Annotated in this window: 18 protein-coding genes; 8 read left to right on the forward strand and 10 right to left on the reverse strand. The window is 69.7% G+C overall.

Annotated features, from left to right (window positions below; translation table 11 throughout):
* The 4 genes from HCJ93_RS26720 to HCJ93_RS26735 form a co-directional block, all read right to left on the reverse strand.
* On the reverse strand, positions 1-1,113 hold a 1,113-nt coding region (locus tag HCJ93_RS26720; protein WP_167998394.1), incomplete at its 3' end, for a hypothetical protein.
* Between the two features lie 55 nt (positions 1,114-1,168).
* A complete protein-coding gene (locus HCJ93_RS26725) occupies positions 1,169-2,506 on the reverse strand; it encodes a hypothetical protein (RefSeq protein WP_240967897.1) in 1,338 nt (445 codons plus the stop codon).
* Between the two features lie 286 nt (positions 2,507-2,792).
* Positions 2,793-3,326 carry an NUDIX domain-containing protein gene (locus HCJ93_RS26730; RefSeq protein WP_167998395.1) on the reverse strand — a complete coding sequence of 178 codons (534 nt, stop codon included), beginning with the start codon at positions 3,324-3,326 and terminating at the stop codon, positions 2,793-2,795.
* Between the two features lies 1 nt (position 3,327).
* On the reverse strand, positions 3,328-4,683 hold the full coding sequence (locus tag HCJ93_RS26735) for an NsdA family TPR-like regulatory protein (protein WP_167998396.1): 1,356 nt from the start codon (positions 4,681-4,683) through the stop codon (positions 3,328-3,330).
* Between the two features lie 215 nt (positions 4,684-4,898).
* On the opposite strand from HCJ93_RS26735, the gene HCJ93_RS26740 reads away from it, so the two are divergent.
* From HCJ93_RS26740 to HCJ93_RS26755, 4 genes are all read left to right on the forward strand, one after another.
* Positions 4,899-5,648, forward strand: a complete 750-nt coding sequence (locus tag HCJ93_RS26740) for a hypothetical protein (protein ID WP_167998397.1) — start codon at positions 4,899-4,901, stop codon at positions 5,646-5,648.
* A 73-nt stretch (positions 5,649-5,721) separates the two neighbouring features.
* Entirely contained in the window at positions 5,722-6,633 is a 912-nt protein-coding gene (locus tag HCJ93_RS26745) for a phosphotransferase family protein (RefSeq protein WP_167998398.1), read from the forward strand.
* Entirely contained in the window at positions 6,634-7,326 is a 693-nt protein-coding gene (locus HCJ93_RS26750; protein ID WP_167998399.1) for a class I SAM-dependent methyltransferase, read from the forward strand.
* A gap of 25 nt (positions 7,327-7,351) precedes the next feature.
* Entirely contained in the window at positions 7,352-7,930 is a 579-nt protein-coding gene (locus HCJ93_RS26755; RefSeq protein WP_167998400.1) for an HAD domain-containing protein, read from the forward strand.
* Positions 7,931-7,992: 62 nt separating this feature from the next.
* On the opposite strand, the gene HCJ93_RS26760 is transcribed toward HCJ93_RS26755, so the two are convergent.
* The 4 genes from HCJ93_RS26760 to HCJ93_RS26775 form a co-directional block, all read right to left on the reverse strand.
* Positions 7,993-9,690, reverse strand: coding sequence for a relaxase/mobilization nuclease domain-containing protein (locus HCJ93_RS26760; RefSeq protein ID WP_167998401.1), 1,698 nt, complete (start codon positions 9,688-9,690; stop codon positions 7,993-7,995).
* Entirely contained in the window at positions 9,680-10,237 is a 558-nt protein-coding gene (locus HCJ93_RS29740; protein WP_167998441.1) for a hypothetical protein, read from the reverse strand. The genes HCJ93_RS26760 and HCJ93_RS29740 overlap by 11 nt, the downstream gene beginning before the upstream one ends.
* Before the next feature lie 322 nt (positions 10,238-10,559).
* Positions 10,560-11,729 (reverse strand): DUF3631 domain-containing protein, encoded by a 1,170-nt coding sequence (locus HCJ93_RS26770; protein WP_167998442.1) that lies wholly within the window; start codon positions 11,727-11,729, stop codon positions 10,560-10,562.
* Positions 11,730-12,450: 721 nt separating this feature from the next.
* The gene (locus HCJ93_RS26775; protein ID WP_167998402.1) at positions 12,451-12,645 is read right to left on the reverse strand and encodes a helix-turn-helix transcriptional regulator; all 195 of its coding nucleotides are present in this window, start codon (positions 12,643-12,645) and stop codon (positions 12,451-12,453) included.
* 122 nt (positions 12,646-12,767) lie between these two features.
* On the opposite strand from HCJ93_RS26775, the gene HCJ93_RS26780 reads away from it, so the two are divergent.
* Both HCJ93_RS26780 and HCJ93_RS26785 read left to right on the forward strand, forming a co-directional pair.
* Positions 12,768-13,271, forward strand: coding sequence for a helix-turn-helix transcriptional regulator (locus tag HCJ93_RS26780; RefSeq protein WP_167998403.1), 504 nt, complete (start codon positions 12,768-12,770; stop codon positions 13,269-13,271).
* 21 nt (positions 13,272-13,292) lie between these two features.
* Positions 13,293-14,447 (forward strand): tyrosine-type recombinase/integrase, encoded by a 1,155-nt coding sequence (locus HCJ93_RS26785; protein ID WP_167998404.1) that lies wholly within the window; start codon positions 13,293-13,295, stop codon positions 14,445-14,447.
* 7 nt (positions 14,448-14,454) lie between these two features.
* Here HCJ93_RS26785 and sodN read toward each other — a convergent pair whose 3' ends face one another.
* A complete protein-coding gene (gene sodN / locus HCJ93_RS26790; RefSeq protein WP_167998405.1) occupies positions 14,455-14,850 on the reverse strand; it encodes a superoxide dismutase, Ni in 396 nt (131 codons plus the stop codon).
* Between the two features lie 145 nt (positions 14,851-14,995).
* Here sodN and sodX point away from each other — a divergent pair, with 145 nt between their 5' ends.
* Complete coding sequence (gene sodX, locus HCJ93_RS26795) at positions 14,996-15,430, forward strand: nickel-type superoxide dismutase maturation protease (protein ID WP_167998406.1); 435 nt, start codon at positions 14,996-14,998, stop codon at positions 15,428-15,430.
* On the opposite strand, the gene HCJ93_RS26800 is transcribed toward sodX, so the two are convergent.
* Complete coding sequence (locus HCJ93_RS26800; RefSeq protein ID WP_167998407.1) at positions 15,331-15,963, reverse strand: CGNR zinc finger domain-containing protein; 633 nt, start codon at positions 15,961-15,963, stop codon at positions 15,331-15,333. The two genes, sodX and HCJ93_RS26800, sit on opposite strands and share 100 nt — an antisense overlap.
* 102 nt (positions 15,964-16,065) lie before the next feature.
* Between HCJ93_RS26800 and HCJ93_RS26805 the strand changes: the two genes are divergently transcribed.
* Positions 16,066-16,899 carry a class I SAM-dependent methyltransferase gene (locus HCJ93_RS26805; protein ID WP_167998408.1) on the forward strand — a complete coding sequence of 278 codons (834 nt, stop codon included), beginning with the start codon at positions 16,066-16,068 and terminating at the stop codon, positions 16,897-16,899.
* Positions 16,900-16,940 lie beyond the last annotated feature (41 nt).

A 16,940-nucleotide genomic window follows, 5' to 3' on the forward strand; every position in this document is an offset into this window, starting at 1 on the left:
GAGTTTGGTCCCGCTGTAGTCGCCCCATACCTTCTCGCACTCCTTGATGGAGCGCTTGCGGTTCTCCTTCTGCTTCTCCTTGTTGACGAGCCGGTGCAGGGGCTCCTTCGCTCCCGGCACGCTCTTGCCGGGCCATGAGGGGAAGGTTCGCTCAGGTCGGTTCAGGGCGTCGTAGATGTGCAGGGCACTTTCGTTGACTGCGGGGTCCTTCTGGCTCATCACGAGTTCCACGCGGGCCTGCGTGAAGACGGTGCCCTTGTGCTTGCCCGCGATCTTTCCGGCGTAGTCGTAGCGGACGCTGGAGCTGTAGACGTTTCCGCCTCCAGTGAAGGGGGCGGCGTTGGGGGAGCTGGCGCTCAGGTCCATGGACACGGTGGAGAACACGCGCTGCTGGTTGCCCTGGTCGAACAAGGCGCCTTTGTCCGGTGAGGTGTAGGAGAGAGTCCACTGAGGCGTGCGGTCCCACCCTCCGAGTAGTTCGTCACGCTCCTGGGTCTGCGGTGCGGTCACCTTGGGATCGGGATCGCTCTTGGACGCGTTGATGTTGTGGCGGAAGTGCTGGCCGAGGCGCCACTTCGTGGCATCTTCGGTGGGTATCGGCTGGACGCGTATGTTCTCGATGCTGGCGACGTAGTCGACGCGCCGGCTGCCGTCGTACGCGAAGCCGAGGACCCACTGGTCGAACCAGAGGCGGCCGAGCGTGGTGGTGCCTTTCACATCACGCAGGACCAGGTCGAAGGGGCGCTTCTGGCAACTCTCGAAGCGGGACTTGATCCAGCCGGTGGCGGCCTTGGCCTGCGCCGCGTGGCTGGCGCACTGCTGCCGCAGGTCCTTTTCGTCGCCAGGCTCGGCGCCGGCTGAACCCTGCCGCGCTGCGGTCTTTGGCGTGTGAGATCCGGCGTATTCGGCGTAGGGGATGGGCTGGTCGAGGCCGCGCAGCTCGTCGTCGGGAAGCGACGCCGCGTCGACGAACACCGTGCCGTCGACCGCCGGGTCGTTCGCGGTAGGGGCGGCCTGGGCGACAGTGGTGGTGCCCGCTGTGAGCAGTGCCAGGACCGCAGTGGTGGTGGCGGTGCCGCGGGCGAGACGTATGAGTGCGGTGCGTATGTTCACCGATGGACTCCTTGGGGGCGTGTGGAAGCGACGGAACAGCGACGGTTCGTGGCGATCACGAGACGTCGCAGAGGTCGCCCCAGCACGCCTCCAGCAGTGCGCCGGTGCGTGCGGAGTAGTGGGCGGTGAATCCGTCGAAGCGGCGGTCGGTGTGCTGCAAGCCGCGGGTGGGACTGGTGGAGGTGACCGTCCATGAGGCTTCGGCGCTGTCAGCGGCTGCGTGGGAGCGGGCCTTCAGCGCTCCTGCCGGTGAAGCGGGCGGCTTGATGGTCAGTGAGTCACCTGGGACGTCGAATGCGGCTGCCGCGCGCTCCCGGACATCGCCGGCCGATACGCCCGCATCGGTTTCGGTGTCCGTTGAAGGCTCACCGGACGGCAGAGCGGCGGCGTTGCAGACCCGTACGGTGACCACGCACTCCGACAGGCCGGGCACGGTGGCCAGGCAGCTGTCGGGGTCGGTCTCCATGCAGGACTGCAGAGCCTGCTGGTCCACTCCGTTGAATGTGGCGGGCAGGCCGCCGACCCGGGTAGCGGCCGGACTGGCCGCAGGGGCCGCCGTCAGGGTGGTCGGCGAGCTCACGGCGGCGGCTTGCCGACGGGGCTTGCTCACGGTCCACTGGGTGAACTTGCTGTTGTCGGTCAGCTTGGTGGTGAAGCAGGTCGGCGGCTTGTGGCTCGCGCCGCACGCGGGCAGAGTGACGGACCTGGCCACGTTGGCGGTCGCCACCTGCTGCCACACCTTGTTCCCCGTCATGAACTGCATGCGGTTCGCGATGGAGGGGACGTCCACGTACTTCGGTCCGGTCACCTCAAGGCCGACGTCGATGCGGTTGGTGCTGCCCCCGATCACCTTGAGCTGTTTGGTGGTGGAGCCGACCTTGTTGAAGTCGTAGAGCACATCCCACTGGTTGCCGCTGGCCTGGCGGACGGTCATGTAGGTGTGGTTGCGCTTGTCCGGCTTGGTGGGGTTGACCCCGGCCTTGATGGCCTGAGTGCGGCCACCGCTGGTGGTCAGCTCCGACCAGCGGGGACCGTAGGTGGAGGTGGTTTTTCCTGTTTTCTCCGCGTACAGGCCGATCTCGATGTTGGGGGCGAGTGGCCCGCTCGACGTGTTCGGGCTGACGCGCAGATAGTTGGCTGCCTGGACGGTCGCCGAACCTGTATCACTTTGATCGAAGGTGATCGGTATGTTTCGCCACGTGGCGAAGCCGCCGATCATCGGCTCGCCCGGCTGGCTGCACGTCATCGCCCAGAAGGTGATGCGGGCGTTGTAGAGGCCGGTGCAGGCTTCCTTGGGTGCGGCGGCGCTCGCCGACGGAGCGGTGCCGAGAACGGTAAGTGCGGTGACTCCGGCGCAGACCGAAGCCAAGAATCTCGCGCGCGAACGCGACAAGTTTCCCCCTGGGACGATCAAGAATGGTCACAGGGGAACCTACAGCGGCACCTTTCCTGATGTGTCTGCTAATAAGATGAGTTGACTTGATCTCGCTGCATGATCCGTGTCACGTCGTCGGAGCGCACGCGCAGGAGCCTGCAGTCTCCGGCATCCCGTCCGGTCGCCTCCCCGGGCACTTGGCGTAGGGGCACAATCGCGACTGGCGCGAACACTGCTGCAGAAGCAGACGAGACCACCGATGCCTTGCGACGACGGCCTTTGAGAAACGGAGGGCTGCCTCTCGCTACCGCCAACCGTCAAGCGAGACCTGCGGCCCGCCGCAGAGGTAGCGGTGGAGCGCGCTGGCGGTGGTCTCGACGAAGTCCTCGGGGATGGCGTCGGCGTCGACCCAGCGGACCTGTGCGTGTTTGCGCGGTTCGCGGTTCTCGGGCTCGCCGGACCACTCGTGGGCGGCGAAGACGACCGTGAGGAAGCCGTTGGGGGCCTCTACGCCCCAGGCGCCGTGGATGATGTGGGCGACCTTGAGCGCTTCCGGCTTCACGGTCAGGCCGGTCTCTTCGTACAGCTCACGGACGGCCGTCTCGGTGATCGGCTCGCCGGGGTCGCTCTTGCCGACGGGTAGGTCCCACTTGCCCTTGGCGAATTTGGCCTGGTCGCTGCGCTGCAGGAGGACGACACGGTTGGCGGCCTTGTCGTGGACGATGACGGCGGCGACCAGCAGGGTCATGGATTCCAGGGCAGGCTTGAGCGCCTTGGGCTGGTCATCGGTTGTCGGCTGAGCCACGGGGGTCCCTTCGTCGGCCCGGTTGGTGGGCATGTTAGGCGAGCGCCTCTCGGGCGCGACGGGCGAGTTCGGCGGCACCGGGCACTTTGCGCCGCTGGTAGACCGCCAGGGTTGATCGGATGGAGGTGATCGCCTTGCGGGTGCGGTCGGAGGTCATGCCGTCCATCAGCGTGAGGGCCTGGTTCCAGGCGGCGACTGCCTCATCAGCGCGGGCCTGGGCGGCGAGGCTGTCGCCGAGGTCGGCGTATGTGAGGGCGTGGACGCGCTTGTACTTCACGGGGTCCCAGCGGACGAGCGCATCGCGGTGCTGTTGCTCGGTTCCGACGTGATCGGCGAGGTCGGTGAGGGTGCGGGCCGTGTGGCTGGCGACGGTGCCGGCGGCGGGTCCGCTGACGAGGGAGAAGCTGGGTTGTGGGCCGTCGTCACGGAGTAGGGCGTCCTCGGCTGCCAGCAGCGCCCGGGCTGCCGCGGGTTTCTCGCCAACTGCGGCAAAGGCACGGGCGTGGGCGATGTGGAGCAGCGCTTCGGTCTGGCCGTCGACGTGGCCGAGTCCGCGGCTGAGGGCTCCTTCGACGAGGTCGACGCAGTGGTGGGGCTGCTTGAGGCTGAGGGCCTGGTGGGCGAGGGCGCGCATCATCCAGGCGGCGTGGCCGTGTGGGTCGGCTTCGCAGGCGAGCTGGTAGCCGACCTGGTAATAGCGCTGGGCGGCGCCTTCCTGACCGAGGTCGTGGTGTTTCCATCCCGCGAGGTATGCCAGCTCGGCGACGGCGCCGAAGGCGGAGCGGCGTAGGGCGTCGGAGGGGAAGCGGGCGCGGAGAATGGGGGCGGCGGTGTCGGCGAGGTAGGCAGTGACCGTGGTCAGCCCGTGGCCGCCGCCCAGGCGTTCGTCGGCCGCACTGAATGCGGCGGTGATCTGCCGGACCACCTCGACGTCCTCCGCCCCGACCAGGGTCCTGCCGGTGCGGGCGCGGAGCATGCGGGATGCGGCCTCGTGGTCGTAGACCAAGGGCATGGCGACGCCTGCGGTGGTGAAGGCGGCCAGGGCCAGGAAACGGCGTCGTTCGACGTCGGCGCGGCCCAGCTCGGTCGCCGTGATGACGGGATCGGGGTCGTCAGGTACGGCCACGTCGGGATCGCGCAGGCCGATTTCGGTGAGGGTGATGGTGCGGCCGGCCCTGCGGGAGAGAGCCTCCGCGAGATAGTGGCCGGTCTGACCTGTTGGCTGCCGCGTGCCGTTGGCCCAGTGGGAGATCGCCGACTTGTTGGTGTGGATGATCTCGCCATTCTCCGCGGCGATTCTGCGCACGTCCTTGGCCAGCGCGTCGTAGGTGCAGCCGACCGTGCCGATGACCTCGCGTAAACGGACATTGGGTCTGTTGGGTGCCGCCATGACCTCCTCCGTCCTGGGGCTGTAAACCGCGTATACCGCTTGGCCTCGCCCTCACCGTACCCACTGTGCGTGACGGCAGGTTCACTTAGTCGCAGCCGCCCGGAACTGCCCGACCGCAATCCCCTGGTCCCGGGCGGCTCCCCGAAGTTCCGTACGCCCGATCCGGGTTCGGGCATTCCTGTGCCCGCCCCCGGCCGATCAGAGACGGAGACACGGTGACCACCATCGACACCACGGCCATCACGGTCGAGCTGCCGCAGGCGTTCGACGAGCGCTGGAGCCGCCTGCCGGGCATCCAGGTCGACGGCCGGCGCATCACGATCGACCCGGCCGAGTACTTCTTCCGCTTCGAGTCGAACACCTGGCTCGTCGCCGACTGGGAGCTGGTCAAGTCCCAGCTCCTGGACGTGCAGGAGACCACCGAGAGCGCGGTCGAGCAGCTCGCGCTGGACTTCATCAAGGCCCATGGCGAGTCCACCTCGGACGCCGCCCGCGTGCTGTCCACCGCGTACGAGGTGTACGCCTACCTGTTCCGCGACGAGCACCTCGACGGGCTCGGCCTGCCGCAGATCAACGCCGAGCACCTGCGGATGCTGCGCGAGGCCGCCACGCTGATGGCGCTCAACAAGGTCGAGGTGGACGGACACATCTCCAACGTCGGCCCCTGCTGGTTCTTCCCCGCCGCCACCTCGGTCGTCTTCGACCTGGACGACGAGATGGGAGGGATGCTGGACGAGGTCTACCACGGCGGTTGGTTCAACGAGCACCGCCGCATCGAGTCCATCAAGGCCCACGCCGCCCTCGGCGGACGGCTCGTGCACGGCTGCCAGTCCGTGCCGGACCAGTCCGGCGGCGTCGTCGCGCCCTACGGTGCGTCGATGGCGAACTTCCGTGACGACCTGGCCGCCTTCAAGGCCGGCTGGATCGAGCAGGTCTACGCCCACCGCGTGACACCCGCCGCGTAACACCCAGCAGGGCTCCGGGGCGGGCAGGCACGCTCGCCCGCCCCGGACGCCACCACAACGCAACGGAGACCCTGTGAACGACAACCTCACCGCCGACCTCCTCACCAACCTGTGCACCCTTGTCGACCAGCCCGCCCCCAAGCGTGAGGAGGTACGGGTGTGGTCGATGTCCGGCGTCGAACGCGTGACCTTCCCGGACGGCGGTACCCGGATCTTCAAGTACGCGAAGAGGCCCTTCGACAGCGAGGACCAGGCCCTCCGGCTGGCTGACACCCTCGGAATCCCCGCCGCGAAGGTCCACACCTCGGTTCACGTCGAGGGCTGGCTCGGCATGCTCCTGGAGGACCTCGGCACCCCCATCCGGGAAGCGGACGACCTCGACGGGGCCGCAGCGGCCGTGGTCCTCCACCGCACCCGCACCGCCGGCGCGCTGCCCGTACTGCACGAGGAAGGGCTGCGGGCCTTGCCCAGCCGCGCCCTGGACCACCTCGACCAGCTCCGCAAGGCCGACCGATGGCAGGACACCGACGACGTCGAGCACGCCCTCGATCAGATCGCCCAGGCCGCCGAGACCCGCGCGCAGGGAACCACCCTTGCCCCGTTCGGCTGGGTGCACTCCGAGTTCCACCCCACCAGCCTCCACATCGGCCAGCGCGGCTGGCGCCTGCTGGACTTCGCCCGCGCCTTCACCGGGCCGGGCCTGCTCGACCTCGCCAGCTGGCACGGCACCATCGACGACCCCGACCCCGTGCGCCTGCGCGTCTTCCTGGAGTCCTACGTCACCGAGGGCGGCACCCCCGACGCCCTCGCCGAGCGCGGCGGCCTGCCAGCGGAAAAGTGGGCGTTGGGATGGCACCGCGTTTGGGCCGTCGAGTGGTTCATGGAGCAGGCCATCCGCTGGATCAACGACCCTGCCACTGACCCCACCTACATCAAGGTCGTCCGCCGGCACCTCACCGACGCCCTCCAGCTCCTGGAGGTGTAGGTGCTCGCCCAAGCCTCTCCCTGGCACGCCCACGCCCTCCAACGCACGGCCGCCGGTCCGGCCGAGCCGCTCGCCCCACCCGCACGGATGGAGTGGACCACGCGGCCGGGCATCGGCCCCGGAGCCGAAATCCTCGGCTCCGACCTGCGCCGCAAGCGAGTGGTGGAACTCGGCTGCGGCCCCGGACACAATGCCGCCTACCTCGCCACCCGGCACGCGGCCCACGTCACCGGCGTCGACCTGGTCGGCCTGCAGGTACGCCGCGCCCGCTCGCACTACGGACGGCTGAACAACCTCACCTTCGTGGCCGGCCACGCCCTGCACTACCTGCACGCCTCCGACGAGCAGTTCGACTCCATCTACTCGGTCTTCGGCGCCGTCGGGCTTGTCGCGCCCGAACTCCTGCTCCCGGCCATCGCCCACCGCCTCAAGCCCGGCTGCACCCTCGCCTTCTCCGTCCCCCACCCCCAGCGCGTCGGCAGGACTCCTCCTGCCGACGACCGGCCCCGCCGCGACCACGTCACGCTGCCCGACCGCACCCGCCTGCCCGTCGCGCGCTGGGACTTCGACGCCGCCCGCTGGGAGAAGCACCTCGACCGCGCGGGCCTGTGGCTCGCCTCGGCCCAGGAGTTTCACGACCCCCGACAGGGCCGCTGGCCCACCACCCTGCTGATCACCGCGCGCAAGCTCTGACCCCCGGCTCCCCGTGGAGGAATCGATGCGCCCGCCCTACCTGCTTCTCGACATCGACGGCGTCCTCATACCCTTCCCCGACGCGGACGGCTCGACCCCGGACCCCCACGCCCGCCACGACGTCGTCCCCACCGGCCGCAGCGAAGACGACCCGGTCACCATCTGGCTCAACCCCGCCCACGGCCCCATGCTCATGGGCGTGATCCGTACGGGCCTGGTCACACCGGTCTGGTGCACGAGCTGGCGGCAGGACGCCACCACGCTGATCGGCCCACTCCTCGGCCTCCCTCCCCTGCCGCATGTCGACCTGCCGCGCCCTCAGATCACCACCAGCCACCCCAGCGGCTACCTGTGGAAGCGCGACCACGTCGATGCCTGGCTGGGGGACGCGCCGGCTGTCTGGATCGACGACGACTTCACCCGCCTGGACCACGCGTGGGCTGCGGAACGCACAGCCAGTGGTGCCCCGACCCTCCTTGTGCAGCCGAATCCCCACGTCGGGCTGCGGGCTGAACATCTGGCCGAGGCCCAATCGTGGGCCAGTCGGCTGCTCGATACGCGGACTGCCGGGCCCGCCGCTCCGAGCGAAACCGAAGCAGCCTGATGCGACCTGGGCGAAAAGTCGATGCCCTCGCCACGGCGCGTGACGAGGGCATCTGACCGGCGTCAGCGGTGCGGACGGTGATCTTCGGGCCTCATGGCCACCGGTGCGGCCGGAGGGTGTGGCCTGGGAGGCATGGGCGACGCGCCGCTGACGGTGCTGCGCCTCCGAGCCGCTTGAGCCCGCCTGTTCGGTTGCGCGGTGATGCGCCAGTTGAGCACCTCGGCGGGGCGCTCGGCGCTGTCGAGTTCTCGCTGGGCGCCGACTGTGGCCAGGAGGCGCCGGGTGTTGTGGCCAGCGGTCTCGGCGCGGGCGAGGGTTGTGGTGAGGGCGGTCCAGGCGGGGTCGGCGAGGACGCGGTCGGCGTGGCCGGGGAGGGCCGCGCGAAGGTCCTGCTCGTAGCGGCTGGCGGTTGTGGCGCGTGGGGCGCGGCGGGCGAGGTCCGCCAAGGCCGGTTTGGCGGCCTGCTGGTACCCCGCCTGGAGGTGGCGGAAGGCTTCCTCAGCTGCTGCCGCCTGTTGCGCGTGGCCGCGTTGTTCGTGCCACTTGGCGGCTGCGCGGGCCACGTGCATGGCCGCGAAAAGCACGGCTATCGCGAGCCCACCCGGCTCGCTGGAGGCATATACGAGTTCCTTGGCGGCCCGTCGCAGCGCGGTAGCGGCCTGGTGGTCGGCCCGGATCATTGAGCGGCGGGCGCGGTTGAAGGCCCTGGCCGCCGCCACCAATTCGTGCCGGTGCGGGCCAGGCGTGGCGCGAGTCACGTTGTGCAGGGCGTCGCCGAAGGCATCCAGGTGGCCCTGGGCCGCGGCGTCGTCGTCTGAGCCGAGGACGCCACTCGCCGTGTTGAGGGCGCTCTCGAAGTGCCACCATGGCGCGTTGGGGTCCGCCACGTGCTCGGGGCGGTCGGCTACTTCCTGGGTGTCGAGCCGTTCGCGCAGGCGGTTGATGGACAGGTCGGGGGCGAGTTTGGAGCCGCCGTACCAGACCGGTTCGCCGACCGCGTTGGTGTCGCCGGGGGCGGCGATGCTGTAGCCGATCACGTCGCCGGTCTCGGGGCCGAGGCGGGTCTTGACCTGGATGCCCAAGGACTGGAGCACGGTGAAGTAGTCGTCCACCGTGCGTACGGCTGCGGCCACGGCGTATGCCCGCTCGCGCAGCCACTGGCGGGCGGTGACCTGCTGGCCTTGGCGCTGGGCCTTGGCGCGCTCGGCTCCGGTGGGCGTGGGCGGGGCGGTGAGGTCGCCGGACTTCAGGCGCCGCAGCCCGAACTCGGCTTCGATCTTGCGGCATTCGGCTTGGGCACGCTGTCCGTCGCGGTGGGTGCGGGGTCGGCGTCCGTCGGCGCGGACGGTTGCGGCCATGATGTGGATGTGGTCGTCGGCGTGGCGCACCGCGATCCACCGGCATGCCTTTTCGTCGCCCTCGGGGGCGATGCCCGTGGCCGCGACGACACGGCGGGCGACTTCGGCCCACTCGGCGTCGGTGAGGTAGCGGTCGCCGGGCGCGGTGCGGACCGGGCAGTGCCACACGTGCTGCGGGGGCTTCTTGCCGCCCAGCTCGCGGGTGCGCAGGTCGACGTGGTGGTCGAGGCGCTTGGCGAGCTGGGTGTAGGTGGCTTCAGGGTCGCGTCCGGGGTCGGGGGCGCCGGCCATGTCCCAGGCGGCGACGATGTGCGGGTCGGTGTGCTCGTCGCGGCGGCCGGGACCGAAGAGGTAGACGATCAGGCCGCGTGTGTCGGAGCCGGTGGAGACGTCAGGCACCATGCGCGACACCCTCCGCCACGAGCTGGTCCATCAGCCGGTAGCTGCGCTGGACCGCTTGGTCGACATGCTCGAGCACGGCGTGGGCGTGCTCGGGGACCGTGCTCCGGTGGATTGCCCCGGTGATCTGGTTGAGGTTGTGGCCGATGCGGTTCAGCGCCTTGATGTGTCCCTCGATGGCCTCGATCAGCGGGCGGATCGGATCGTCCTCCGGGCTACCGGCCATGCCCGCCTTGCCGAGGGCTACGGCGAGCGCGGCGTCGCCGACGAACCCGGCGAACTTCTGGCCGCGCCGCTCGGCCTCCCTGGCGATGATGCGGATCGCGGTCGGGGTGAAGCGGATGGTCTTTTCGTGGTCGCGCTTCTCGGTGGTGCGCTTGCGGTTCATCAGCGCGGGCAGCACGGGAGCGTCGGGCTCGCGCCACGAAGGCTGCTCGACGGGCGGCTCGGCGTGTGCGGCGGCGGATTCGGCAACAGGCACGGTGCTGGGCTCGGCCGCCACCTCCCCAGGCTCGGGCGCCCCCTGGCGCGCGGCCGCCTCCTTCGCCACCCCTGGGGCGGGGGCAAGCGCGGACGAAGCCTCATTAGAGGCTCGTTCGCTCCAGCTTGCTGCTGGTCGACGGGCCACGCCGAACCATCCTCGACGGCGCGAGGAGGCCGGGTTGTTGTCGTTGTCAGTGTGCATGGTGATGCTCCGGGCAGTGGGGTGGCAGCGGTGTCGCCTCCGTCGCATGCGTCGCACGCCTGGTCAGCACAGGTACGGAGATGAGACCAGGTACGGAGGACTGCGTCCCGGCGAGAGAGTCCGTCCCCGCGCTGACCTGCACGGGGACGGACGCGACGCAGTGCTACGGACTACGCCCTTTGTGGGATCAGAGCCTTCGTGGCGGCCCGGCGGGGCCGCCGGGCGGGCCGACGGGCAGCGATCCCGCCGGGGCGGCGGGCGGCTTGCCCTGGACCGGGCGCGCGGGCGCAGCCTGTTGTTTGGGCTCGGTTGCCGCCTCGACGAGGTCCGGGCAGTTGCGCGCCCGGGCGTCCACGAACCGGTTGCGCATGTACGCCTTGGCCTGCCTCCCCTTCTCGAACCGGTAGTTGGCCGAGCTGATGTTGAAGTCCCGCAGCAGATTGCCCAGGTGGTAGGCGTTCAGGCCCTTGGTGCCGTACTCCGCCCACGGAGCGTCGGCGTCCTGGACCAGGGCGGCGACCAGGTCTTGGGTGGACAGGGCCTCGGGGTTGTCGTTCGCCTCGAAGATGCGGTGGATGTCGCGCAGTAGTCGCGTCTTCAGGCTGCTCTGTTCATCCTGGGCGGCCTCGTGCCGGGTCATGGCCACACACGCGGCGCGGGCGCGGGCGGGCCAGCGGCCGCCGGCCAGGTCGGCGATGATGACCAGCGGCTCCCAGGTGTCCGCCGCCCGGTCTTCCACCGGCATCGGGGGAACCATCCGGGAAGCCTGTCCGCGCAGCGGGCCCAGCCAGGCGGTCAGCTTGTCGCGCAGCGCGTTGAGCTCGGGCACTGAATACCGCAACCGGAACGAGGCGACCTTCTCACCCGTCTTGCGCTTCTGCATCCGCAGCACCACCGCCCGATCCATGATCGTGTCCGGCAGGTCGCCGATGCCCGCGAGCGCGGCCATGGCGAAGGTCGGGTACGGGGTGGGCTTGTGCTCCGGTCCGGAGATGCGCCAGGCGGGCCGGTTGCGCTGATGACCCGCGTTCAGTAGGCCGCGCAGATCCTCCTTGTCGCCTGCCTTGGGGCCGAAGATGGTGTCGGCCTCGTCCACCAGCAAGGTGGGCGGGTTCTTGCCGATGACGCGGTAGATGACCGCCGGTGAGGTGTTCACCGTGATCATCGGTTGGTGCGCGGTCTCGTGCACCACGTCCAGGACGCGGGACTTGCCGCAGCCCTTGGTCGGGCTCACCACCGCCAGACGCGGCGCGTACTGCAGTGCGGTCTGGATGTGCGTGGCTGCCACCCACAAGGTGAGCGCGGTCAGCGCCTCCTCGCTGGGCAGCACCACGTACTTGCCGACCGCTGACCGCAACTCGTCCAGCAGCGCAGCTCCGTCACCGGAAGTCGGCTCCGCTTGGTCCGCCGGTCCGGACGGCTCGCCCGGACCGGTCCGCGGGCCCTGGTCCGGTCCGCCGGCCTTGTCCGGCGACGGGACGTTGGTCCGCTCGTCGGCCGGGGCGCCGGTCCGCTCCCGGTCGTGCGGACCAGGACCCGCTGGCTGGTCCGCTCCGCCGCGGACCACCGGACCAGTGTGAGCGGACCGCTGCATGACGTGCGGACCGTCTTGGTCCGCGGCGACCGGTCCGGTCCGCCCGCCGCTGACCTGCGGTTTCTCTGCAGGTGGGGATATTCGGTCCGGTGACGAGAGTGCGGTCGGCATGGCTGCGGCGGATCGGTCCGCGACTGCCGCACGCAGCGGACCAGTCTGCGGACCAGAGCCACCGGGCGCGTATGGTCCGGCGAACCGGCCGTCGGTGTGGTCCGCCTCGCGCGGACCAACGCTTTGGCCGAGCACCGCCACCGGTGGCCAAACCACCTTGGGCTCGGTCCCCTCGGCGGAGGAGGCGGGGGATGCACTCGAAGTACCCGAGGACGTAGAGTCCTCCATAGACTTTCCTCTCTGGTGAGAGGCAGGACGGGCAAAGTCCCGCCCCTCACCGGTTCGTTCGTTCGTTCAGGGATGGGCGACGTGCAGAGGAATCTCCGGCCCTCGGCGTAGGCACGCCGAGGGCCGTTGCCGTGTCAGGACCTGCTCATGAGGCCAGGCCCCACTCGTCTTGGCCGTCGATCAGCGTGCGCTCGTAGCGCAGCAGCTCGGCTTCGGGGTACAGCACTCGCTTGCCGACCTTGATGCCACGCGGCCCCTTCTTGATCTGGCGCCAGTAGCGGACGGTGCTTTCGGCGGTGCGGTAGCGCTCGGCGACCTCGGCGGTGGTCAGGTATCGCATTCATTCCTATCCGGGTAGGGGCTGATTCGATCTGCATAAGGTTGTACTCGACGATCACCAGTTAGGCAAACCGGGAAGCGTATGTTTCAATCTGAATAGCGATGGACGGGATGGAGGTTCCGATGGCAGGTGACAAGCCCGAAGGCGGCGAGGTGCCGCTGCTCTACAGCGAAGGGAACGTGGCTGCGCGCGTGGCCCTGGAACGCGAGGTCAGAGGGTGGAGCACCACCGAGCTGGCGGAACGGGTGACGAGGGCCGGCGTCAAGATGAACCAGACGGCGGTCTGGCGCATCGAAAACGGCACCCCGCGCCGCCGGATCAATCTCGACGAGGCACTCGCCTTCGCCCGCGTCTTCGAACTCCCGCTGGAAGAGCTGATGTCCCCACCTCTGGAAGGGCTCGATGTCAACGGTCGGCGGCTCGTGCAGGAGGCCGTCGAGGCTTTCTACGAGACGCGTGAGGCGCAGGACCGCCTGCACCGAGCCGTGACCGCCATCGCGGAACACATCCAGGCCCACCCGACCAGCTCACGGGCCATTCACGAGCAGTGCCGTCGCCTCATGGGTGACGAACGCGACGCCCGCACCCTCGCCGAGGACATCGAGGGTGGCGGCTACTACCGATAACCAACCGAAGGGAGAAGCCACTTGGCCAACATCCAGAAGCGCCCCAACGGCAAATGGCGGGCCCGCTACCGCGACCTCGACGGCAAAGAGCACGCCCGCCACTTCGAGCGCAAGCTCGACGCCCAGCGCTGGCTCGACGAGGTCACCGCCAGCATCGTCACCGGCCAGTACGTCGACCCCCGCGCCGGACGGATCTCGTTCGAGAAGTATGCGGGGAGGTGGGAGGAATCGCTCATCGCAGGCGAGGCAGCCGAGCGCATCACCGACAACGCCCTCCGGCTGCACCTCGTGCCGGCGCTCGGCTCCCGCGCCATGGCCGCGATACGTCGCAATGACATACAGGTGCTGTTCAAGGGACTGTCCGAACAGCTCGGCCCCGGCAGCGTGCGCAACGTCTACGACGTCCTCGTGCGCGTCATGACCGCTGCTGTCGAGGACAAGGTCATCGCGTCCAGCCCGTGCCGCCGGATCACCCTTCCGCCCATGCCGGACGAGGAGGTCACCCCGCCCACGGTCGCGCAGGTAGAGGCCATGGCCCGCGTCATGCCGCCGTACACCCGGGCGGCCATCGTCACGCTCGCCGGATCGGGCTTGCGCATAGGCGAGCTGCTCGGCCTCAAGGTGTCGGACGTCGACTTCAAGGCCGGCACCATCCGCGTCGAGCGGCAGCGCCTTCAGTCGGGGAAGATCGGCCCGCCGAAGACCGCGAAGTCCCGGCGTACGGTGCCGGTCGGCGAGGTCGTCACCGACGCTCTCCTCGCGCACCTCGCCGCACGCCCCTCCAATGAGTGGCTGTTCACGATGGAGGAGGGCGAGCCCCTCAACTACCGCCGCTGGAAGACGGAGTGGAACTGCGCCCGCAGGGCGCTCCAGGCGGAGGAGAACAAGGCGGCCGAGCGCGAGGGTCGTAAACCCGTCGAGCTGCCGCACATGGTGACCCACGACCTGCGGCACTTCTACGCCTCCGCCCTCATCGCCGGCGGGGCGAGCGTCAAGCAGGTCCAGCTGGTCCTCGGCCACGCGTCCGCCGTGATCACGCTGCGGATCTACGCCCACCTGTGGCCGGGTGAAGAAGACCGCACCCGGTCCGTCATGGACGCCGTGCTCGGCGGACTGCGGACCGGGTGCGGACTGCAAGACCAGGCGATCAAGGAAACCGCAGGTCAGAGGGCATGACCGAAGATCAAGCCTTCTTCGTCTCCCAGAAGATCTTGTCGATCTGGGCGATGTAGTCCAGCGCCTTCTGACCGGTGGCCGGGTCCGTCGACGCCTTGGCGGCCGACAGGGCCTTCAGCGTGTCGTTCACCAGCTGGTGCAGCTCGGGGTACTTCTCGAAGTGCGGCGGCTTGAAGTAGTCGCTCCACAGCACGGAGACGTGGTGCTTCGCGAGCTCCGCGCGCTGCTCCTTGATGTGAGCGGCACGAGCCCGGAAGTGCGGGTCGTCGTTGCCGGCCATCTTCTCCTGGATGGCCTTCACCGACTCCGCCTCGATGCGGGCCTGGGCCGGGTCGTACACGCCGCAGGGCAGGTCGCAGTGCGCGCTGACCGTGACCTTGGGCGCAAACAGGCGGGAAAGCATGAAGCATTCCTCCCTCGTGATCGTCTTCTCAGGGGGGACATTACTCCCTGCGTGACCCCTTTTCGCGGGTGCCCCCGCAGGCTTAGGACAAAAGTCCGGGGTCACACTGAGACTGGTGGAGGAAAGACCGGGGAGGTGCCGGGTGATGCCGGAGTTGTCGGACGCCGAGCGGACGAGGTCGACCCTGCCCTTCGGGGTGGCCGAGGTGACGGGGCCGTCCATGGTGCCGACGCTGTATCACGGGGACCGGCTCCTGGTGCACTACGGAGCCCGCGTCCGGGTGGGTGACGTCGTGGTCTTGCGCCACCCCTTCCAGCAGGACCTGCTCGTCGTCAAGCGGATCGCCGAGCGGCGCGACGGCGGCTGGTGGGTGCTGGGGGACAACGGCTACGCGGGCGGCGACAGCACCGACTACGGGGTGGTGCCCGACGAGCTGGTGCTGGGCAAGGTGCGCTTTCGCTACCGGCCCCGCAAGCCCGCTCAGCGCTCGCCGCTGGCGCTGCTCGCCTGGGCGCTCTCCGCGGCCCGGCCGGTGTTCTCCTCCGAGCGGTCGGCCTCCAGGCGCTTGCGGGCGCGGTAGGCGGCCACATTGGCGCGGGTGGCGCAGCGGTCGGAGCAGTAGCGGCGCGACCGGTTGGTCGAGGTGTCCAGGTAGGCGTTGCGGCAGGGCGGCGCCTGGCACAGGCCCAGGCGGTCCACTCCGTACTCGGTGAGGTGGAAGGCCAGGCCCATCGCGGCGATCGCGGCGTAGCCGGCGGTGGCGTTGGACGGGTGGTCGGCCAGGTGCATGTGCCACAGCGGACGGCCGTCGTCGTCGCGGAAGTCGTGGCCGGAGATCTGCGGGCTGACCGGGAACTCGAGCAGCAGCGAGTTCAGCAGGTCCACCGCCAGGGTCTCGTCGCCGGAGTCGGCCGCCTCGAAGACGGCGCGCAGCCGGGCCCGGACCGAGCGGAACCGGGTGACATCGGCCTCCGTGGCGCGGCGGGCGGCCGACTGATTGGCGCCGAACAGATCGCGTACCGCCTCGACAGAGGTCAGCGTGTCCTTCCCCCGCGCCGGTTCCTCGGTGTTGACGAGGCGGACGGCGTAGTCGGAGTAATAGGCCAGTTCCACTTGTAGTCCTTACGCGTGGGCTCTATGGTCGTGCATGCGGTCAGGTAACAGACGATCGTGCATTCAGGGTATTACGTGACGAGTGCGAGGGAGCGCGGCTCGATGACGGGCACCGACAGGAGCACGGAAACGCACACCGGAGCGGCCGGCGAGGCCGGCAACCCGGCCGCCGACGGCACCACGGACACCTTCGGCACCGACTGGCGGGCCTGGCAGGAGAGCTGGGACCGCCAGCAGGAGTGGTACCTGCCCGACCGGGAGGAACGGTTCCGGGTGATGCTCGACATGGTCGAGGCGCTGGTCGGCACCGCACCCCGGGTGCTCGACCTGGCCTGCGGCACCGGCAGCATCACCGCCCGGCTGCTCGCCCGGTTCCCGGACGCCACCAGCACCGGGGTGGACCTGGACCCGGCGCTGCTCGCGATCGCCGAGGGCACCTTCGCGGGCGACGAACGCGTCACCCTCGTCACCGCGGACCTCAAGGACCCCGACTGGGTGTCGAGGCTGCCCCACGACTCCTACGACGCCGTACTGACCGCGACGGCCCTGCACTGGCTGCACCGGGAACCCCTCGCGGATCTCTACGGCCGGATCGCGGGACTGGTCCGCGACGGCGGTGTCTTCATGAACGCGGACCACATGATCGACGAGACGACGCCACGGATCAACGCGGCCGAGCGCGCGCAGCGCGAGGCCCGCATGGATCAGGCCAGGCGCGACGGGGCGCTCGACTGGGCTCAGTGGTGGCAGCTCGCTGCCAGGGACCCGGTGCTGGCCGGGCCGACCGCGCGGCGCTTCGAGATCTACGGCGATCACGCGGACGGCGACATGCCGTCCGCGGCCTGGCACGCACGGGTGCTGCGCGAGGCGGGCTTCGCGGAGGCCCGGCCGGTGTGGTGCTCACCGGCGGACACGCTGCTGCTGGCCCTGAAGTAGGCCGGGGCCGGCGGCCGGAGGGGAACACGGAGGGGCGGTAC

Origin of the sequence: Streptomyces composti (genome assembly GCF_012034205.1) — a bacterium.
Taxonomy (GTDB): domain Bacteria; phylum Actinomycetota; class Actinomycetes; order Streptomycetales; family Streptomycetaceae; genus Streptomyces; species Streptomyces composti.

Coding starts and splice junctions, on each gene's coding strand:
- HCJ93_RS26730 (WP_167998395.1), bottom strand. CDS start 3,326: ATGCCCACCAACCGGGCCGACGAAGGGACCCCCGTGGCTCAGCCGACA.
- HCJ93_RS26735 (WP_167998396.1), bottom strand. CDS start 4,683: ATGGCGGCACCCAACAGACCCAATGTCCGTTTACGCGAGGTCATCGGC.
- HCJ93_RS26755 (WP_167998400.1), top strand. CDS start 7,352: ATGCGCCCGCCCTACCTGCTTCTCGACATCGACGGCGTCCTCATACCC.
- HCJ93_RS26760 (WP_167998401.1), bottom strand. CDS start 9,690: ATGGTGCCTGACGTCTCCACCGGCTCCGACACACGCGGCCTGATCGTC.
- HCJ93_RS26775 (WP_167998402.1), bottom strand. CDS start 12,645: ATGCGATACCTGACCACCGCCGAGGTCGCCGAGCGCTACCGCACCGCC.
- HCJ93_RS26780 (WP_167998403.1), top strand. CDS start 12,768: ATGGCAGGTGACAAGCCCGAAGGCGGCGAGGTGCCGCTGCTCTACAGC.
- sodN (WP_167998405.1), bottom strand. CDS start 14,850: ATGCTTTCCCGCCTGTTTGCGCCCAAGGTCACGGTCAGCGCGCACTGC.
- sodX (WP_167998406.1), top strand. CDS start 14,996: ATGCCGGAGTTGTCGGACGCCGAGCGGACGAGGTCGACCCTGCCCTTC.
- HCJ93_RS26805 (WP_167998408.1), top strand. CDS start 16,066: ATGACGGGCACCGACAGGAGCACGGAAACGCACACCGGAGCGGCCGGC.